Annotated in this window: 22 protein-coding genes; 16 read left to right on the top strand and 6 right to left on the bottom strand. The window is 35.1% G+C overall.

Annotation, left to right across the window (positions count from 1 at the left end):
• From A9G09_RS11810 to A9G09_RS11780, 8 genes are read left to right on the top strand one after another with little or no spacing between them, the layout of a single operon-like run.
• Positions 1-432: a phage protein gene (locus A9G09_RS11810; RefSeq protein WP_065635037.1), complete on the top strand. Its 432-nt coding sequence runs from the start codon at positions 1-3 to the stop codon at positions 430-432.
• The gene (locus A9G09_RS11805) at positions 432-848 is read left to right on the top strand and encodes a phage tail assembly chaperone (RefSeq protein ID WP_065563021.1); all 417 of its coding nucleotides are present in this window, start codon (positions 432-434) and stop codon (positions 846-848) included. The genes A9G09_RS11810 and A9G09_RS11805 overlap by 1 nt, the downstream gene beginning before the upstream one ends.
• Before the next feature lie 8 nt (positions 849-856).
• A complete protein-coding gene (locus A9G09_RS12930; RefSeq protein WP_176700986.1) occupies positions 857-994 on the top strand; it encodes a hypothetical protein in 138 nt (45 codons plus the stop codon).
• Entirely contained in the window at positions 994-2,778 is a 1,785-nt protein-coding gene (locus A9G09_RS11800; protein ID WP_065635036.1) for a hypothetical protein, read from the top strand. The genes A9G09_RS12930 and A9G09_RS11800 overlap by 1 nt, the downstream gene beginning before the upstream one ends.
• The gene (locus A9G09_RS11795; protein ID WP_065635035.1) at positions 2,778-3,500 is read left to right on the top strand and encodes a phage baseplate protein; all 723 of its coding nucleotides are present in this window, start codon (positions 2,778-2,780) and stop codon (positions 3,498-3,500) included. The genes A9G09_RS11800 and A9G09_RS11795 overlap by 1 nt, the downstream gene beginning before the upstream one ends.
• Positions 3,497-3,847, top strand: coding sequence for a hypothetical protein (locus tag A9G09_RS11790; RefSeq protein WP_081297568.1), 351 nt, complete (start codon positions 3,497-3,499; stop codon positions 3,845-3,847). The genes A9G09_RS11795 and A9G09_RS11790 overlap by 4 nt, the downstream gene beginning before the upstream one ends.
• A complete protein-coding gene (locus A9G09_RS11785; RefSeq protein WP_065635034.1) occupies positions 3,816-4,640 on the top strand; it encodes a hypothetical protein in 825 nt (274 codons plus the stop codon). The genes A9G09_RS11790 and A9G09_RS11785 overlap by 32 nt, the downstream gene beginning before the upstream one ends.
• A 42-nt stretch (positions 4,641-4,682) precedes the next feature.
• On the top strand, positions 4,683-5,387 hold the full coding sequence (locus tag A9G09_RS11780) for a hypothetical protein (protein ID WP_065635033.1): 705 nt from the start codon (positions 4,683-4,685) through the stop codon (positions 5,385-5,387).
• A 17-nt stretch (positions 5,388-5,404) separates the two neighbouring features.
• Here the strand turns inward: A9G09_RS11780 and A9G09_RS11775 are convergent, their stop codons facing one another.
• Positions 5,405-5,977, bottom strand: a complete 573-nt coding sequence (locus A9G09_RS11775; protein WP_065635032.1) for a hypothetical protein — start codon at positions 5,975-5,977, stop codon at positions 5,405-5,407.
• A gap of 287 nt (positions 5,978-6,264) precedes the next feature.
• Between A9G09_RS11775 and A9G09_RS11770 the strand changes: the two genes are divergently transcribed.
• The gene (locus A9G09_RS11770) at positions 6,265-7,086 is read left to right on the top strand and encodes a phage antirepressor N-terminal domain-containing protein (RefSeq protein WP_065635031.1); all 822 of its coding nucleotides are present in this window, start codon (positions 6,265-6,267) and stop codon (positions 7,084-7,086) included.
• Between the two features lie 245 nt (positions 7,087-7,331).
• Here A9G09_RS11770 and A9G09_RS11765 read toward each other — a convergent pair whose 3' ends face one another.
• Together A9G09_RS11765 and A9G09_RS11760 are read right to left on the bottom strand one after the other, a co-directional pair.
• A complete protein-coding gene (locus A9G09_RS11765) occupies positions 7,332-7,778 on the bottom strand; it encodes a type II toxin-antitoxin system HicB family antitoxin (RefSeq protein WP_065635030.1) in 447 nt (148 codons plus the stop codon).
• A gap of 21 nt (positions 7,779-7,799) precedes the next feature.
• Entirely contained in the window at positions 7,800-7,982 is a 183-nt protein-coding gene (locus A9G09_RS11760) for a type II toxin-antitoxin system HicA family toxin (RefSeq protein WP_065563028.1), read from the bottom strand.
• 72 nt (positions 7,983-8,054) lie between these two features.
• On the opposite strand from A9G09_RS11760, the gene A9G09_RS11755 reads away from it, so the two are divergent.
• The 7 genes from A9G09_RS11755 to A9G09_RS11725 all read left to right on the top strand — a co-directional run bounded on the left by A9G09_RS11755 (position 8,055) and on the right by A9G09_RS11725 (position 14,502).
• Positions 8,055-8,705: a Gp138 family membrane-puncturing spike protein gene (locus A9G09_RS11755; protein WP_065635029.1), complete on the top strand. Its 651-nt coding sequence runs from the start codon at positions 8,055-8,057 to the stop codon at positions 8,703-8,705.
• Positions 8,702-9,064, top strand: a complete 363-nt coding sequence (locus A9G09_RS11750) for a hypothetical protein (protein WP_065635028.1) — start codon at positions 8,702-8,704, stop codon at positions 9,062-9,064. The genes A9G09_RS11755 and A9G09_RS11750 overlap by 4 nt, the downstream gene beginning before the upstream one ends.
• Complete coding sequence (locus tag A9G09_RS11745; protein WP_065635027.1) at positions 9,048-10,166, top strand: baseplate J/gp47 family protein; 1,119 nt, start codon at positions 9,048-9,050, stop codon at positions 10,164-10,166. The genes A9G09_RS11750 and A9G09_RS11745 overlap by 17 nt, the downstream gene beginning before the upstream one ends.
• Complete coding sequence (locus A9G09_RS11740; RefSeq protein ID WP_065635026.1) at positions 10,159-10,812, top strand: DUF2612 domain-containing protein; 654 nt, start codon at positions 10,159-10,161, stop codon at positions 10,810-10,812. The genes A9G09_RS11745 and A9G09_RS11740 overlap by 8 nt, the downstream gene beginning before the upstream one ends.
• On the top strand, positions 10,812-12,395 hold the full coding sequence (locus tag A9G09_RS12780) for a pyocin knob domain-containing protein (protein WP_065635025.1): 1,584 nt from the start codon (positions 10,812-10,814) through the stop codon (positions 12,393-12,395). Before A9G09_RS11740 ends, A9G09_RS12780 begins: the two co-directional genes overlap by 1 nt.
• 4 nt (positions 12,396-12,399) lie before the next feature.
• Positions 12,400-12,738 carry a tail fiber assembly protein gene (locus tag A9G09_RS11730; protein WP_081297567.1) on the top strand — a complete coding sequence of 113 codons (339 nt, stop codon included), beginning with the start codon at positions 12,400-12,402 and terminating at the stop codon, positions 12,736-12,738.
• 1,026 nt (positions 12,739-13,764) lie between these two features.
• Positions 13,765-14,502 (top strand): GntR family transcriptional regulator, encoded by a 738-nt coding sequence (locus tag A9G09_RS11725; protein ID WP_065635024.1) that lies wholly within the window; start codon positions 13,765-13,767, stop codon positions 14,500-14,502.
• Between the two features lie 165 nt (positions 14,503-14,667).
• Here the strand turns inward: A9G09_RS11725 and A9G09_RS11720 are convergent, their stop codons facing one another.
• The 3 genes from A9G09_RS11720 to A9G09_RS11710 form a co-directional block, all read right to left on the bottom strand.
• Positions 14,668-15,645 carry a PfkB family carbohydrate kinase gene (locus tag A9G09_RS11720; RefSeq protein ID WP_065635023.1) on the bottom strand — a complete coding sequence of 326 codons (978 nt, stop codon included), beginning with the start codon at positions 15,643-15,645 and terminating at the stop codon, positions 14,668-14,670.
• Positions 15,623-16,657 carry an ADP-ribosylglycohydrolase family protein gene (locus A9G09_RS11715; RefSeq protein WP_065635022.1) on the bottom strand — a complete coding sequence of 345 codons (1,035 nt, stop codon included), beginning with the start codon at positions 16,655-16,657 and terminating at the stop codon, positions 15,623-15,625. The genes A9G09_RS11720 and A9G09_RS11715 overlap by 23 nt, the downstream gene beginning before the upstream one ends.
• A 70-nt stretch (positions 16,658-16,727) precedes the next feature.
• Positions 16,728-17,978: a nucleoside permease gene (locus A9G09_RS11710; RefSeq protein ID WP_065635021.1), complete on the bottom strand. Its 1,251-nt coding sequence runs from the start codon at positions 17,976-17,978 to the stop codon at positions 16,728-16,730.
• Positions 17,979-18,144: the final 166 nt, after the last annotated feature.

Genomic DNA, 18,144 nt, shown 5'->3' with positions numbered 1-18,144 from the left:
ATGTCTAAATCATTTTCTTTAGAAGATGCTATTTTAACGATAGACGGCACGGAAATTACAGGCTACGAGAATGCACAGGATGCTATCAGTATTGCGCCTATTGGCGATGACGGTGATATCACATACGGTGTCAACGGAAAGGGCGTTTTTGTTCACTCTTGCAATCGTGGCGCAACAGTAACTATTAAAACGTTACAGCATTCTGAAACTAACCAAAAACTAAATCAGTTGCGCAATGCTCAAATTAACAATCCGACCACGGCGACGGGTAAATTAATTACATACAAAGATTTGCGTAATGGTGATGAGTTTTTATTGACAGGTTGCTGGTTTACAACACCACCAACGCATGCGCGCGGAACGTCACACAACGGCGTAACATGGACATTTAAAGCAACTAAAGCAGAATTTGACATTAAAGGCGGTTTATAATGCAAAGCACAGATTTTACTATTGATGATGTAGTTTATACATTCACACAAGCAGATTTTTTCAAATCAAATAAATATCTAAAAAAATTAACAGCTCTACTTCAGGGTTGTTTTTCATTTGAAGGGAATAAATCAGGTTTTGATATCGGTCAATTAGCATCAAATATTGGCTCTGAACAATTTGCAGAAATAGAAAAATTTATCCTTGATTATGTTACCGCTGTCGATGAAAACGGTAAGAAAATTTTGTTTCAAAAGCCACAAGAAGCGGGCGAATTTTTCAATACACATCGAAGCCATTACTATCAAGTGATAGTTGAGGGCTTAAAATTTCATTTTTTGGGTTTTTTACCAAATGGGATTGCATCCAAGCTAAGTACAGCCAGCTTGGAGACGGTGGCGGAGACAGTGATGTAGATTGGTTTGTGTGGGGTGTTATAGTCAATAAATATGCAACGCTCCACGAACTTCGGACCGTCTACTCTCTTGATGATGTTATCGATATGCATAACGTAATAGCTGAAACTAAATTAGCAGAAAAGCAGCAAAGCGAGGCGCAATAATGGTTTTAGAAGAATTTTTGATAAAAATTGGTGTTGATGCCTCGAAAGCTTGTGATATTGCAAAAGTGATTAACAATTTGCAATCAGGCGCTAATCGGCTTTCTGATACAGCAAATAGCATACAAAAAGACACAAATAAAGCGATCCGTGAGACAAAAAAATCAACATCGGAGGCAGGTAAAGCGGTAGATAAAACTAAATCTAAACTTAGCAAGTTGAAAATCGGTATTGCTGGTTTAATTACGATTGCCATGCTGTATGGTAAAAAAATTGTTAGCGCATTTAATAATGCAATGGATAAAGCCAAAGAGCTAGCAACAAAAAAAAGTGCACTGTTCAAAATCTCACAAAAGGAACTTAAACAAGCAGAGCTTTATAAGCGAGAAATGAGTAAAACGGGGCTTGCGCTTGATAGCATCAAAACCAAAATTGCACTAAATCTTGCTCCTGCGCTGACTAATTTAATTGCTGGATTTCGTAATTGGCTGACAATAAATAAAGAACTTATTGCTAACGGCATCACTAAAATCATTAAAGCGGTCGGGATAGTGATTCAAGTTATTATGAATTATTATAAATTCCTCAATATGATCATCACCAATACTATAGGTTGGAAAAATGCAATTATTGCGCTTGGTATTGCCTGGGCAGTGCTCAATAGGGCTTTTTTATTTAGCCCTATTGGAATTGTGATTGGACTACTTGCGGCTTTAATGCTGTTAATTGATGACTTGATGGTCTACATGAATGGTGGTAAGAGCCTTTTCGGTGAATACTGGCAACCGTTCATTGACGGAGCCAAAGCAGCGTGGGAATTTGCAAAAACATTCTGGGAATTTCTCAAAGCACTGTGGACGGGCGATACTAAAAAAATAAAATCGCTATCTAAGAGTTTGTTTGATTCGATAGTAAGCGGTTTTAAATCGCTAATATCGGGCGTTAAGTCGTTATTGTCAAAAGCATTAAAAGGCATATTAAAATTTTTTGGCATGTCTGAAAGCGAAGCAAGTAAAACGGTAGATAGAATTGGTAAGATTTTCAATTTTATTGTTGATGCGCTTACGCTTCCTTTCAGAATGGCATACAACGCTATATGCTCGATAATGGATTGGCTTGGTATTGATGCTGGTGATGTTGTTAACGCTATTGGAGAGACATTTAAGGCTATCATAAACTTTGTTACCGCACCTTTCAAAGCAGCTTGGAAATTAGTAAATGATTTATTTGACATTTGGGAGGATGACACTACCTCGACAACTGGCAAGATAGGTAAAACGTTGTGGGCAATATGGGATTACATTACGTCACCATTCAAAGCCGCTTGGAATTTTGTAAAATCACTGTTCACAGCGTGGATTGGGGATAGCGGAGATACTACAAAAAAATTAGCGAAAAAATTTGCTGATATTTACGACTCTGTAACCGCTCCATTTAAAAAAGCGATTGATTGGATAAAAGATAAATTTTTGGGTTTTATTGACACAATCAAAAATAAAGTTAAGTCGGCGTTAGCGTGGTCAGGTTTGTTTGGCAATGATGATATCGAGGTGACTGAGAAAACCATAGCTGAGTCAAAAATACAGGCAAAACTTGCTACTAATATAGCGAGCGCGGGTGGACTAATGCAATCAAATAGAAATGTAAATAATAATAACGTATTCACTCTCAATAATACAATGAACGTTACGACTCCGCAGGATGGGTTTGACAAAGTTAATAACATTGTTGAAGAGATGGCAAGACAAATAAATGATAACTCTGCTACAGTTATGGGGTCTAACTAATGTTTCAATCTATATTAAATAAATCATCAAAAGACAGCGGTTTGATAATCAGTGATAATTTTACCTTTAATCTGGATATTAACACCGTTGAACAACATGCATCAAAGCTGAGGGTAACAGAAAACCCAATTGAAAACGGGGCTAATATTGCAGACCATGCGGTGTTAGACCCTAAGGAAGTGACGGTGTATGGATTAGTTGTTGGGTATGAAACTAACAACTTTTCATTTGATAAAATGTTAGGGGTTAATTTTTCCGAATATCCGTTACCGATGCCGATTAAAGCGGTTACTGCTCAAGCAGAACAGATGGTTAAGCGTTATGCGTCACACTTTCAAACAGGCGCAAAAGCAGTTAATAAAGTGGTAGCTGATTTTCTACCGGACTATCAATCGCCACTTTTAAACAGTTTATCATCCGACCGTATCGCTGATGCTCATGAAAAGCTATTAGCAATACAGCGAAGCGGAGAGCCAGTAACGCTGCAAACTAACACTCGGCAGTATAAAAACATGATTTTGACCTCGGTTGGGCTTACTCAAAAGCAAAATACAAGTGGCGAGTTTGTATTAACATTTCGTGAGATTTTCATTGTAGATACTCAGACAGCGAGCGGTCTAAATGTGCCAAAACCAAAAACAAGAAATCTGGGAAAAACTCAACCGAAAGAGGTTGACAGCTCAAGATCAGGGTTAAATGTAGTGACTGGTATTTCTTTGTGAAAAAAATGCACATTATACAAACAACAAACGATGATGTGTTAGAGCAATCATTTTCACTATATGATATGAATTTGCGACTAACATTAAGATATAACGCAATATCAACAGGATATCAATTTGATTTATTTGATATCAATAATGACGAGTATATAACAAAAAACAAGGGGCTATCAGTCGGTAGTCCATCGCTTATTGAATTTAATTTGCCTTTTGTATTTGTTTTAGATGATAAATTAGGATTGGGCATTAATGCGATATCCAAAGACGATTTAAATAATCGTATGCAATTATTAATCATGGACAAGGAAGAATATCGTGAGGCAATTCGGCAGGGTTTTAGAGCTTAAAATAGGTAATCGTAAAGAAAGCATTGTTATTAATAATCTTAGGGTTACCTTTTCTATCAAAAAAACGTTAACTTCAGAGCCTAACACTGCTGAAATATCAGTTTACAATCTCAATGATTCAAATCGCAACCTTATCACTGGCAAGCAATATCATTTTTTAGAGTTATCAGTCTGCTATAAAGAGGATGTTTTGCGATTGATATTTTGTGGTGATATCTTGACAGTTGAAAATAAACTGACAGGACAGGACATCATCACAACGATGCGATGCGGTGACGGGCACCGAGCCTATACCGAAAAAACAATAGTCAAAACGATGCAAAAAGGGCAAAAAGATAGCGACTTTTTAAATGAAGCGGTAAGCAGTTTTGGTGTTCAAAAGGGCGCTATTGATTTACCCAATGATAGGGTGTTGCCACGCGGTAAAGTGCTCATGTGCGACACACGCGAGGCTATGCATAAAATTGCTATTAATAATAATGCTGATTGGTCTATACAAGATGATCAGCTAGTTGTTATCCCCAAAAATAAAGCTCTTGCTAATAACGAGGGCTGGGTTATTTCTAGAAGCACAGGGATGATTGGTAGTCCTAAAAAATCTAATGAGGGGCTAGAAGTTACAACGCTATGCAATCCGCATTATAGAATTGGTTCGCTTGTTCGCGTCGAATCAAAACTCACCGAGTATAACGGCGATTATAAAGTAAAATCAATAGAGCATAACGGCGACTTATACGGCACAAACTGGCACAGCAAGATAGTTTGTGTTGGCGGAAAGTTTGAAAAAGTATGATTAATTTGTTATTTTGTCGTCTTTATGAATGGGAAATAATAAATGAAAAAGATAATCGCTGTCTCGCTTTTATTGTTAATTGCTTTTAATGCGTCAGCAAATGATAATGCAAAAAGACTTATTCAACTTGTTATAAAAGAAGATATATCTGTTTTTAGAAATGGTGGAAAATCCAATATAAGTGATGAGATTTCTGTAGTTTCAGCGTCACAATTAATCAGTGAATACAGTAACAATCAGTATAAATATGAAAAAGCATACGACAAGCAACTAGTGAACATCAAAACAGTAGCTTCGGGCGTAAAAACTGATTTATCAGGCGATCCTTATATTGTAGCGAATGGTAAAAATCAATTTGAATATGTGTCTCTTGAACTAAAAAATAAAGATGACGCAATGAATATCAATAAAGGTAACAAAATTGATATGATTTGCGTTGGCACAAAAAATAATGTCATGTTTCCAACATTGAAAAACTGCGTGACTGCTGATAGTTATTTTCAAAAATATGTTGAAACAACAATGGAAAAAATAAATAACTTAAAAGAAGATGGCAAGCCCACTTCAACTATTGAGGCATTTTATTTTGGATTAGTGAAATTTGATGTTCAACACCCCAACTTATTAGATAAGTATAAAACTGCGAGTGAATTTTTTAAAAGTAAAAATGTAATTGATGAAATAGCTAAAATTGTTAGAGAATCTCTAACAGAAGAAAACAAGATAACACCAATGCCGAAACCATAATAAAGCCCTTTTGGGCTTTATTCAATCTTGATATCAGCAAGAATACGCCCTCTATAATAATCACAAGTGCAATTTTGATTAATTAATGCTACGTAATCGGTGTCGGCAGGTATAATTTTTTTATCCATAGAAATACACCAATCACAGTCCCTAGCATCACCCACATTTAAGACTTTGAGGTTCTTTATTTTTAACTCTTTTATTTTTTTTAATTCTTCATTCAAGCTAACTTTATTTCTAGCTGAATATACTAAATTTAGAATTATATTTTTGGGGTTGCTTTCATTATCAAGCGCATCATCAGTTAGAACGCTAATAATTTTTTTATGAATCTTCATTCTTGAATTAAGGTTTAATGATTTTTTTTCTTCAGTAGTTAAAAATTCATCACCAAAATCTGGAGAAGATAATAAATTAAATTCTTTAATTAAATTTGGTTTACAATCTTCTTTTATTAGATTACAGCGAGATATTTCGAGCGTCAGCATTTCTTCCAAGTTAGTTGATTGTGTTGTAGGAACTCTTAGCTTTGTGTTGTCGGCTGTTGATTTTTCCTTGTTTAATCCAAATAATTTTTTTAAAAACTTCATAAAAGCATTAATTATAATTGATCGTTTTTTGACTATAGCATAACTGACTTGACTGTAAACATATTTTAAGTTAAATTTCTATTTAGGTGCTCAACACACCGAAACAACGAGCGGACTTCCGCACCCGAAAGATTAGCGGTTTTTTTACGTCCAAATTTTATGGTCGGGTGGCGTGCATAATACAATACCGAAAGGGAATAATGCAGGCTGTCTCGTTGCAGTGTTGAAGCACCCGACCTCCCTCAATCAACATGAGGGATAATAATAAAATCAACGAGGATGTAGATATGTCAATAACAAAATTAGAAACAATTCAGTTTCACAATCAACAATTAATTGTTCTTAATCACCAAAATAAACCGTATATAGCCATGAAACCTGTGTGTGAAAATATTGGGTTAGATTGGCACGCTCAACTAAACAGAATCAATCGTCACCATGTTTTAAGCAAAGGTGTCGTCATGATAGCGACCCCCACAAAAGGCGGTGTACAAAAGTACGTTTGTCTACCAATTTCAATGATCAACGGTTGGCTTTTTGGTATTGAAACTAGTCGGGTAAAACCAGAAATTAGAGCAACACTAGAACAATATCAGCTTGAATGTTTTAATGTGCTTTATAGTCACTTTATGCCAAAAATGGCACAACAATACCCTAATACAATTAACGCCGAACAACAACAGCAAATTAAGCAAGCTGTTAATGATCGTTCATATAGAACAGGTGAACATTATCAAGCGATTTATACCAAGCTTTATGAGCAATTCAAAATCCCTCGCTACCAAGATTTGCCAGCGAATAAATTTGAGGAAGCGATTAAGTGGTTGGGCGGTGTGCATTCTCGAAGCGTATTATCTGACGAAGATTGGTATGATTTAGCGTGGTTATATAAAGCCGCTGAAAGGATGCGATATCAAATAGAATTAATAGAGCCTGCATTGCGTGTGATTGATTCAGGTTTTAGAGGCAATTTTTACTCTATGGCTCGTGAATACAAGCGAGTTTTATATAGTGCTAAAGTAATCATTGAACGAGAAACAGCGCATATTAAAGCCAAAAATATTATCGATAAATGGAACAATGTCTTGCCAGTTATTAGACATGCATAACCCTTTTTTTTAGCCCTTTTTTAACATATTGATTATTATTAATTAATTTTCACACAATAAAAAAGGGTTATTTTTTCAAAAATGGCTAAAATTTAGTTAAAACAATAGGCTATGTTTGATATAATCTAGTTTACCGCCGAGTAGGTGGTTTAGAAACAGTTGATATGAAATTGAACCATTCCGTCCATGTTTACCGCCGAGTAGGCGGTTTTTTATTGTCTAAATAAATTTTTGAGGGAAATTCATCAACGCGTTTTGTTTTGTGCTGCCAACTCATTAATAGCTGCTTCAGCCAAAAAATTACTTCGATCTTTATAAAAAGAGTTTGGCGCCTTAACTGCGTTATCTATTCTATCGATAAGAATATCTGGCAATGTGATATTAATTCTTTTTTGTTTACCAACAAATGATGACAAATCAACATCAATAATGACCCACGTATCGCAATGAGCGTACTCATTGTTATTTTTATACGAGACATGATCATTATGAATATCTTTGACATCATAATCGCCTGATTCAATCATATCTTGCACAGTTAACAAGATAGCTTCTGTTGCCATTGCTGGAATATCGCTTTCTTTGTCGGCTGCAGAATAACAACTATATTTATTATCACATAACGCAGGCACTACAATGCCGTAAGCTGTGTCGCTATCGTTCGGTGTTTCAATGCCAAGAGTAAAAAACATAATACCTCCAAAGGTGGCGGGCTATAAAAGCCCCGCCGATTTTTTGATTGATCTTACTGTGCCAATCGGTAAATCCGATTTTGGATGAGGCACTGGAAACGTTTTATTAGTTATTGGCGAGTAAAACATATGATGACTACCTCTAACTCGTTTCAGAACACATCCTGCATTAGTAAGTTCTTTTATTAGGTCAGTTGATTTCATGTTTACCTCCTAACCTGAAAACAATTATACACACATATACACATAAATCAATAATTTTTTATTAGGTAATTTATGACAGATTCACTATTTGACGCGGTTGAAAATCAAATAAAACGCGCACAATCAAATGTTTATACCGCACTGCCAGCAAAAGTTATTTCGTTTGATGGTCATACAGTTCAATGTAAACCCATGATTAACAGAGTGCTATCCAATGGTGAGGAAATTTCAATCCCTCCATTAGTTGATGTGCCAGCTCAATTCCCACATGCGGGTGGATTTTGCATAACCGTACCCATAAAAGCAGGCGATGAGGGGCTTGTTATCTTTTCGAGTCGTTGCATAGACGGTTGGTTCGCTTCGGGTAATGCGTCAAAACCGCTTGATAATCGAATTAACGACCTCAGCGACGGTTTTTTTATAGTTGGTTGCAATAGCGTGCCAAACAAAATACCTGATTTTTATCATGATGGCCTTTCGATGCAAACTGACGACGGATCGACACATATAAGGCTTACAAATGGAACAATCTATATAAAAGGGAATATTGAGCATGAGGGAAATACGAATCAAATCGGTAGCTACAATCAAACAGATGGTAATACAAATAGCTCTGGCACGATAACGGCTCAGGATGTTAAAACCAATAAAGGTATTGATTTGAATACGCACACGCACACAGATGTAAAAAGTGGCAATGATAAAACAGGAGCACCGACATGATAGTTAGAGGCTTAGATAATAATCACGATTGGACGTTTGGGCACGGTTTAGGTAACTATTTAGATTATTCTGATGCAATAGCGCAATGCGTAAAAACCAAGTTATTAGCATTAAAAAGAGATTGGTTTTTAAATCGTGAGGATGGTATAGCATGGTTTGATTATCTAACTAAAAACCCTAATACAAAACAACTAGAAATTGATGTAAGAACAGAAGTTTTTAAAGTTGATGGCGTTGTAAATATCGATAGTTTCGACATTTTGTTAGATAGCGACACTCGACAATTTCTAATTCAAATCACATATACCGATAAATTCAATAAAACCAACGAGGCATCATTCAATGTTACAAATAAGTGAAAAAGGTATTGAAATCGATGATATCTATACAATTCAAGAAAGATTAGTTGCTGCATTTAAATCGATATACGGTGATGACGTCAATCTCGATAGCGATACGCCTGACGGTCAATTATTAGGGTTATTTTCACAAGAGCTTGCAAACATTCATCAAGCTGTTTCGTTTATTGTCCAGATGTTAGACCCGTATCAAGCGACGGGTCAATGGTTAGAACAGCGAGCAATGTACGCAGGGATAACACGAATCACGGCATCATATTCTTATATTGATGAAGTTATTTTTACGGGTTCTTTAAAAACGACAATACCTAACAATTCTATTTATATAGATAAGAATAAAAATAAATGGGTTACGACAGAATCAATAACGTTAAACAATTTAGGTAGCGCTCGCGTCAAATTCAGGTCGTTAGAACTCGGTAATTACACTGTTAATGAAATGGACGAGTTCACGCCAAGTACAATAATCATTGGTGTAGATAAAGTCACTGCGAATACTAAAAGTTATGGTGGTGTTGATGAAGAAACAGATGCGCAATTATTAAAGCGTTTCATGTTATCCCATTCAATTAATAACTATGATGACCGCCAAGGCATTCAATCCGCACTAATGAATATAACAGGCGTTACGAAATGCGTTGTATATGAAAATTATACGAATAAAACAGATGAAAAATGTGTGCCTGCTCACTCATTTAACGCTGTTATTTTGGGTGGAGCTGATGAAAAAATAGCGGAAGTTATTACTAAAAAGAAAATTGGTGGATGTGGGTTATATGGTCAAATTGAATCCTCTTATTTATTAGATGGTATACCGCGTAGAGTTTATTTCGATAGACCCAAAAAGGTCGATATCAACGTCTCAATGATAATTGGTCGTTATAAATCATTTAACGATATCAATACTGAGCAAATCAAAACTAATTTAAAGAGTTTGGATTTTGAAATTGGCGAGAATGTTTATGCATCGCGCATTATTTCGAGCATTAATTTAGTTGACGGATTCTATATTAAAGAACTTACGGTTAACGGCTCAAATATAGCAAATATCGGTTATAGAGAATATGCAAAGATAAATAGTGTTGAGGTGCTAATTGAATAGAGAAAAATTCATTATTTGGCAGTATCGAACAAAGCCAAAGGCTCTGGGCACGATTAGAGCTATCTACGCAGAAACCGATAACACGTTTAAAAATGTTGTTCAATTAGCAGATATTCTTAATATTGACAAAGCGACAGGCTATGCGCTTGATTTAGTCGGTCGTCATGTTGGTGCATTTCGAGTTTTACCAACAGCTATTGCCAAAGAGTATTTCGGTTGGTTGGAAGACAACACTGCGCTTTCATTCAATGTTGGTGAGTTTTATAGAAATGGTGATGCATTACACTCATCAGTCGTTTTAAATGACAACGACTATCGTTTTTTTATTAAAGCGCGCATAACCAAAAACTACCAAACTGGCGAAATATCAAACATTGTTAATTCAATTAAATTCGTGATTGGCAAACATGGGAATATTATTGATTCCCAAAATATGACGATGAACGTACTAGTAAATAGCGATCAGCTTAATTCATTGACACTATATGCAATTAGCAAATTGGATATTTTGGTCCGGCCGGTTGGTGTTATGTATCAATATGTTGTTTTAATCAATAACAATCCGTTCGGGTTTTCTCATGATGAAAAATCATATGGATTCAATATAGGTAAATTTGTACGACTTCAAGAAATAGGAATTAATTAATGAAAATTCAAGAAAAACCAGATTGTTTAATTTTTGCCGAATCTGCGAAAAAAGGCGAAGTTTCGGACTTTCCAGATGTGAGCAGAGGGTGGGGGATAACTATTGAGCAAACAGGCTCGAAACCACCAATGGAATGGATGAACGGTGCATTTAACCGCATTGATAAAAATATGCTGTATTTATTACAACAGGGCGTGCCGGAATGGAGTGAGAAAGTCACTTATCCAGTAAACGCTATTATTAAATACAACGGCGTGTTATATACTTCAATAGTTAAAAACGAAAATTCAATACCTACATCAAGCACAACTAAATGGAAAAAAACACAGGCTGAAATACCAAATGCCAGCACTAATCAAATCGGTAAAGTACAATTAAGCTCATCAACAAATAGCACATCAGAAACAGAAGCGGCTACACCGAAAGCTGTGAAAATTGCATACGATCTAGCATCTAATGCAGTGAAAAAATCAGGCGATGAAATGTCCGGTCAATTACAATTTAATGCTAGCGCCGCAGGTATAAAATTCAAATATGAAAGCGGTGCAAAAATGGTTGTGCGCACCGGCAGTCGTAGTTTTGGTTTTATGTTTTGCGATGCAGAGTCTGACCTTTGGAAATCTAAGCTGCGATACAATTATGATAGTAGTATTTGGAATTTCGAAAATATTAATAGCGTTACTATCAACGGCAAACCAGTTTTAAAAACTGGCGATTACGGGATTGGCGGTCAAACTGGCGCAGAAGTTACAAATTTTGATGAACATTTAAATAGTGGATTTTACGGCACAAATTCATCAAAAGTCACAAATTCGCCGCATCCGACCCCCGCGTCAGCGTCACTAATGATACTGCCGACAGAAAATCAAAATTGGAAAATTGAGCAGCTATCAGTTGTTAGTGGGAATGCTCCGCGTATTTATTATCGAGCAGATACTAAAAACTCAGGAAAACAACAATGGATTGAATCAATTACTAGCGCAAATGTCGAGAAATACGCATATCGATTTCAAGGTTATTTAAACAATGAAAACCTGAATAATATCAAAGCAACGCGCCATGGTGTCTATTTGCAAAATATGAATGAATTTGCGACAGCACAAAATAATTATCCGCTTTCTGCTGCTGGATCATTGATCGTAACTCAAACTGGTGGAGACGGCATTGAAGGGTGCGTGCAAATTTATACTGATTATTACTCTGTACGTCAATTTGTAAGAACTTACAGAGACGCACCAAACACGTGGTCTCCGTGGGTTGAGCAAATTACGTCCTCAAATATCAGTTCGTTTTTACCACGCCAGCAAAATTGGTATAACGTAATATCGCAACGCGCCGCAAATGTAGTTTATACAAATACAACAGGGCAAACTATTTTCGTGAGAATCTCGTTTCAACATGGCTGGTCTGGGACTGCAATAGATATGCGACTATTCATTAATGAAATGGAATTTTATGCGACTGCTGGCGGGTCCGGCAGCGGCAGCACAAAAAATGTAACAATGTATATGCCAATTCCCGCAGGGTGTACATATAGAGTAACTGGAGGCGGGAATTTAACTGCGTGGGACGAGTTGAGGTGAAATCATGAAATATTATAAAGATACTAATAATCAAGTTTATGCGTACTGCGATGACGGCTCTCAAGACGAGTTTATTCCGCATGAACAAATTGCGATAACAGAAAAAGAGGCTTTAAAATTAATTAAGCCAAAACCAGAAGATATTCAATACCAAAATCAAGTTATAAAAACAGCGTTAATTAATGAAGCCAATGAAAAAATAGCGGTGCTTCAGGATATTATCGATCTAGATATGCAAGAATCTAATGAAGAGGAACAGCTAAAACAATGGAAAAAATATCGCATATTATTAACTCGTGTTGATGCGTCAGATGTTAATGCGGTATTCCCTGAAAAGCCCTAAGCGGGCTTTAAGAGTAATTCAATATCTAATTTATTTGTAACAATAGATTTTAGATGTATACGATACAATTTCCATTTTTCTATTCATCTAGTCAGTTATTTACACTTTGATGTTTTGTTGATTTAAATAGTTTAGATAGGAAAAACATAGCGCATCCTAAAATTTATTATTTAGCACTAAAATTTATAGACTTCGCTATATTATTTACAATTTACTGAAATTTGACGCGGATAGATTGAAATTTAATTAGTCAATAGTATAATTATATGCGTCTAAGTTCCAATGTAAGCCCTCGGCTATATTGCAATGAGGGTTTTATTATAGAAATAAAATTCCGGTGTTTTTCGGTATTTTTTTCGGTATTTTATTTTTACATCAAAAATATATCTAAAACATTCAATATATTACCCCATTGATTTTAATCCTGTAGGGGACGCCATAAGAATTCTTGATAATAAATAGTTGTCCCGTACTAGTTTAAAGTTGGTTTTCTGTGATCTATACTTTGAATAAAGCGTTATTGCATCTAATTAGAATCTAAGTAAATAGTTTTGTTTTTTTACCAATTCTAGTGCATTAAGTAAATCTTGATTTCGCAAAGTAAAAAATATTTTTAAGTTTGATGGAACAACTCGATTATATACGCCTCAAATTTTTAAAATAGAAATTTTTAATATTGTTAATTTCATAAATGGTATTGATTCACAACGTATTTTAATTATTTTGAGTTAACTAACAAAAGCATTTAGCTATTTATAAATTCTTTATTTTTTGTTCACTCTAGTGCATTAAAATTTTGCTATATCATTATTAATTATAATTAATTTACTTGAAAATAACTTAATAAAGCACCTTAAGTAAATCATTATCATCCAACTAATGGTAAAGCTAGATTTTATTTATTTCATAGATAGTTATTGATACCTTGATTTTTAAACACATTTTATGTTTAGTTAATAATGATAAATGATCGGAAAGAATACCAAATAGTCTTAATAAAAGCGTATCATTAGTAATGAGGAAATAATGAGCAATAATTTAATCTCCAATTTAAATCGACTATTAGATAAAAGTATTAAATTACCCTTATATCAACAAATTGTTGAAATAATTGTTAAGTTAATTACTTCAGGAACATTGAAGAAAGGTGATTTTTTACCTAGTGAAAGGGAGTTTACTCAACAACTCAATATTTCGAGAATAACTATACGTAAAGCTTTAGAAATATTAGAAAATGACGGATTTATTATTCGTGCACGAGGCTATGGTACCTATGTTAATGGTTCCTTCGAATATTCACTTAAAAGTCTAAAAGGTTTTTCCGAACAAATTCAAATATTAGGTCAAAAACCAAATACAATTTGGGTTAATAAACAATTAAGTAATGTCAGTCCAGAAATAGCAAGATATCTTGGTGTTGACTTAAATGAAGATGTTTTTATTTTAAAACGTATTCGATATATTGATGACTATCCTGTATCGATTGAACAATCCTATGTTCCTAAAGCACTTATTGATAATATAGATGATATACAAACTTCTTTATATACCTTTTTCCAGACACATAATATTATTCCTATGCATGTTAAAAACTGGGTATGTGCTAGTGCGCCCAATGAAGAGTTTATGCAAGTGATGTCAGTGGAAAAGTCGGAACCTGTTTTGATTATCAAACAGCAGGTTTTTGATGAAAATTACATTCCTATTGAATATAGTATTTGTCACTGCCGAAGTGATTTATATGTCTTTACAACTGAAGAGTAAGCATATTGGATGAGTAAAATTTAACTGTGCTTATCCTATTATCGAGTAAAAATTAGATTATAGTCCAATTAGCCATTAAAAAGGGGGAATAAGTCCCCCGATTGTCTTTTTGCGATTGTTATGTCTAGTAACGAATGAATAAAAAATTTGTTTAAAACGGTTAAGTTATTCTTGTTTTATATGTTTAATAAGTTGTTGTCTGGTTGGTGAACAGTCCGCACCTTTTTGGCCAACAGTGTAAGATGCAACTGCATTGCCTAACGTAACTGCATCGGATAAAGACCAACCAGCTGATAAAGCCGCAAGAACGCCTCCTGCATGATTATCTCCTGCACCAATTGTATCGATTACTGTGACTGGAAATATATCCACCCACTTTTGTTCACCTTTTTGATAAACGTAGGCACCTTCACAATCTAATCGAATAATGATCGGTGTATGATGCTGAGTAAACCAATTATGGGCAAAGTTTTGTACAGCATCTTTAAAATTGCTGGATTGACTATCAAGACCAAGAAATTCAGCCTCTTGTCGATTGACCGATATAATGGGTTTTAAAGCGAATACCCGATTAAAAATTTCGGAATTTAACGTTGATATTCTTGGGCCAAAATCAATAAAAAGGTCAAAAGGTTGAGAGAGAGATTCTAACCAATCGAGAATTTCAGATCCTGTTTTACTCGATAATTGGTAGCCACATAAATAAATTATTGCGTTTTTTTCTATATGAAGATTAGCAAGTAATTGTTTATTCCAAGTACTTTCAATACCTTCAATAGTAAAAAAAGTTCTTTCACCTGTGGGGTCAACCAGAGCCAAACACCAGCCATTATCTTCTTCAAGATGAGTAAACTCAGATACAATCTGATGATGTTGCATTAATTGGCTAATTTGTGTTGCCCAAATACCTGTTCCAATAGGTAGGGCATTATACGATTGCATACCTAATTGTTTTAACATTAATGCAATATTAAAGGCACATCCACCGATATGTTTTTCTTGCTGTGATAACAAAACTTCACCACCTGAGCTGGGAATAAAAGGGGTTTGCATCACTAAGTCAATAACGGCAGCGCCAATAAGATAAATTTGCCGTTTAGTTGTTAAACATTCAATTTGCCTAATGAGCTGTTGGTTGACCATTAGCTGACTCCTTTATCCGTCTTAAACGATAAAACTCTTTGCTATAGTGTGTAAAATCTAAGTGATTAGCTTCATTAAGTTGTTTTATCCATAATGGATTGATACACTCAACTCCATTTAGTGCACCACAAATTGCGGTCGCCATTGCACCAATAGTATCTGTATCACCACCAAGGTTTGCACAAAGTATGGCTGATTGATTAGGATCGGTTTTTGCAATTTCAACTATTGCTAATGCAGCGGGTACGGCTTCAAGCGTACTGGTGCCTGCTCCTACAATATTATAAATATCGGACAACTTAGACTTAACGCCTCCTGGTTTTTCAGCCAGATCCAGTGCTAACTCAATTCGTTTTGATATTGAAGGACTAAATGTGGTTATTTTTCGTGTTTGAGCAATATCAGCAATCGTTGCTAAACCTAATTTAATTTGTTGCCAACTATAATTGTCTATTGCTTTAGAAATTGCCCAGGCAATGGTGACCGCACCAGCAATGGCTATATCTGACTTATGTGTTGGGCTTGAAGCAAGCGTAATTTGTTCGATGAAATCATCTAAATTATCAGCCGGCAACAGACAACCTAATGGCGATACACGCATCGCTGCACCGTTCGTTGTTCCATTATTTTCTAATGAATCAATTGATTTGCCTTGCGAAATTAGATTAAGTGCAATTTTTGAAGTAGGTCCTAAGACATTTTTGTTAAAGGCATCGAAATTTTGTGCCCATTTCATTATATTATTGGCAATAGTGTTTGGCTCAATTTGGCCATTACACTCAATAATGGCATCAGCAAGCGCGAGTGCCATTGAAGTATCGTCAGTAAATTGAGCTTGATTGAAATAACAGGCTGCATTATTTTCTTTCGGACCCGGTAAAAAAGTATCTATCCATCCAAAATAGGACTGTACTTTTGTTCTAGGCCACAGTTCAGATGGCATTCCCATTGCATCGCCAATGGCTTGTCCATAAAACGTACCTAATATTTTATTTTCCTTAGAGATAGACATAATATCCTCTATTTAATTCTGTAAATTATTCGCAAAGTGATTAATTACCAGCATAAATTCGAGATCAATGTTATTGCAATTGATCAACTTTAATTGGTTCGATTTCACGTTTTTCTCTGAAAAATAGTAGGAATATTACTGCAATGATCACAATCATTACTGCACCAAAGCCCCACATGCCAGCCCAGTTATAAGTTAAACCATTTTCAGGCGTTTCATATTTGAAAAAGTATTCCATCATTGTTCCACCTAAGTTATAACCAACTAAATTCCCTAAACCTAAGCAGAAAAGTGAAAATAATCCCTGAGCAGAGGCTCGAACGTGTGCAGGGGCTTTTTTATCAACATAGACATAGCCGGTAACGAAATAAAAATCATAACTAACGCCATGTAGTAAAATCCCAATAAATAACAAACTATAAATAAATAGATTGTCCACACCGCCATAGACAAACAAGCCATAACGTATGCCTGCGGTTATTAATCCGAGCATTAATACATTTTTTATACCATATCGTTTGATAAAGAGTGGGAGACAAAGCATAAATAGAATTTCAGAAACTTGGCCAAGGGATAGCCATCCAGTTGCATTTGTCATGCCTATTTCAGTAAGGTAACCATTTGAAAAAGTGTAATAAAAAGCAAGTGGAATACAGAACAAAAATGAACATAGCGTAAATGTTCTAAATTCTCTATCTTTTAATAAAATAATAGCATCTAAGCCTAAAATTACTCTTAAGCTGATTTTGCCAGTACTTTTTGGTGGCGTATTAGGTAACATAAATGCAAATATTCCTAATACTACAGAGCTTATAGCTGTGATGATAAGTGGAATATTACTTTTCGAAATATCACCAAAACCTAGCAAGGTTGGTAGAAAACCACATACTACGCCAGATGCTATCCAGCCAATTGTGCCTAATACTCGAATACGTGGAAAATAACGTTCTGCATCACTGACATTTGATAAAGCAATGGTATTGGTTAAAGCCACCGTTGGCATATAAGTTAAAGCATATAAAAATAATATAGGGAAAAATAGGTTGAAAGTTGTTTGTTGTGCTGCAAGGTACATTAAAAGAGCACCGAGTATGCATAAAACTGCTAATACTTTTTGTGCTGCAAAATAACGATCTGTAATAGAACCAATAATGATTGGAGAAATTACTGCTGCCATTGCAGTCGTTGCATAACACAGACTAATTTGCGCAGCAGAAAAACCATGATAACTCAAAAACTGCCACAAAGGCACAAACCACGCGCCCCAAATAAACCACTCAAGAAACATCATAGAAGAAAGCTTTATATTATTCATATTCATATAAATGAACTCCACTTGTATGTTACAATTATCTATAGGTTATATAAAGGTATTGCATCGCGACAATATTAACACAGGAATTCAAAGTTAGTAAGAATTGTTTATTTTTTTAGCAAAATAAATTTAAATGCTTTATTAACAATATAAGAATATTTGGATAATCTTT

Source organism: Gilliamella sp. wkB292, from assembly GCF_001690235.1.
In the GTDB taxonomy this organism is placed as follows: domain Bacteria; phylum Pseudomonadota; class Gammaproteobacteria; order Enterobacterales; family Orbaceae; genus Gilliamella; species Gilliamella apicola_F.
Note: the sequence above shows the minus strand (reverse complement) of the source record. Positions and strands in the feature narration are given on the sequence as shown.

Coding starts and splice junctions, on each gene's coding strand:
- A9G09_RS11810 (WP_065635037.1), top strand. CDS start 1: ATGTCTAAATCATTTTCTTTAGAAGATGCTATTTTAACGATAGACGGC.
- A9G09_RS11805 (WP_065563021.1), top strand. CDS start 432: ATGCAAAGCACAGATTTTACTATTGATGATGTAGTTTATACATTCACA.
- A9G09_RS11800 (WP_065635036.1), top strand. CDS start 994: ATGGTTTTAGAAGAATTTTTGATAAAAATTGGTGTTGATGCCTCGAAA.
- A9G09_RS11795 (WP_065635035.1), top strand. CDS start 2,778: ATGTTTCAATCTATATTAAATAAATCATCAAAAGACAGCGGTTTGATA.
- A9G09_RS11780 (WP_065635033.1), top strand. CDS start 4,683: ATGAAAAAGATAATCGCTGTCTCGCTTTTATTGTTAATTGCTTTTAAT.
- A9G09_RS11775 (WP_065635032.1), bottom strand. CDS start 5,977: ATGAAGTTTTTAAAAAAATTATTTGGATTAAACAAGGAAAAATCAACA.
- A9G09_RS11770 (WP_065635031.1), top strand. CDS start 6,265: ATGTCAATAACAAAATTAGAAACAATTCAGTTTCACAATCAACAATTA.
- A9G09_RS11765 (WP_065635030.1), bottom strand. CDS start 7,778: ATGTTTTTTACTCTTGGCATTGAAACACCGAACGATAGCGACACAGCT.
- A9G09_RS11760 (WP_065563028.1), bottom strand. CDS start 7,982: ATGAAATCAACTGACCTAATAAAAGAACTTACTAATGCAGGATGTGTT.
- A9G09_RS11755 (WP_065635029.1), top strand. CDS start 8,055: ATGACAGATTCACTATTTGACGCGGTTGAAAATCAAATAAAACGCGCA.
- A9G09_RS11750 (WP_065635028.1), top strand. CDS start 8,702: ATGATAGTTAGAGGCTTAGATAATAATCACGATTGGACGTTTGGGCAC.
- A9G09_RS11745 (WP_065635027.1), top strand. CDS start 9,048: ATGTTACAAATAAGTGAAAAAGGTATTGAAATCGATGATATCTATACA.
- A9G09_RS12780 (WP_065635025.1), top strand. CDS start 10,812: ATGAAAATTCAAGAAAAACCAGATTGTTTAATTTTTGCCGAATCTGCG.
- A9G09_RS11730 (WP_081297567.1), top strand. CDS start 12,400: ATGAAATATTATAAAGATACTAATAATCAAGTTTATGCGTACTGCGAT.
- A9G09_RS11725 (WP_065635024.1), top strand. CDS start 13,765: ATGAGCAATAATTTAATCTCCAATTTAAATCGACTATTAGATAAAAGT.
- A9G09_RS11720 (WP_065635023.1), bottom strand. CDS start 15,645: ATGGTCAACCAACAGCTCATTAGGCAAATTGAATGTTTAACAACTAAA.
- A9G09_RS11715 (WP_065635022.1), bottom strand. CDS start 16,657: ATGTCTATCTCTAAGGAAAATAAAATATTAGGTACGTTTTATGGACAA.
- A9G09_RS11710 (WP_065635021.1), bottom strand. CDS start 17,978: ATGAATATGAATAATATAAAGCTTTCTTCTATGATGTTTCTTGAGTGG.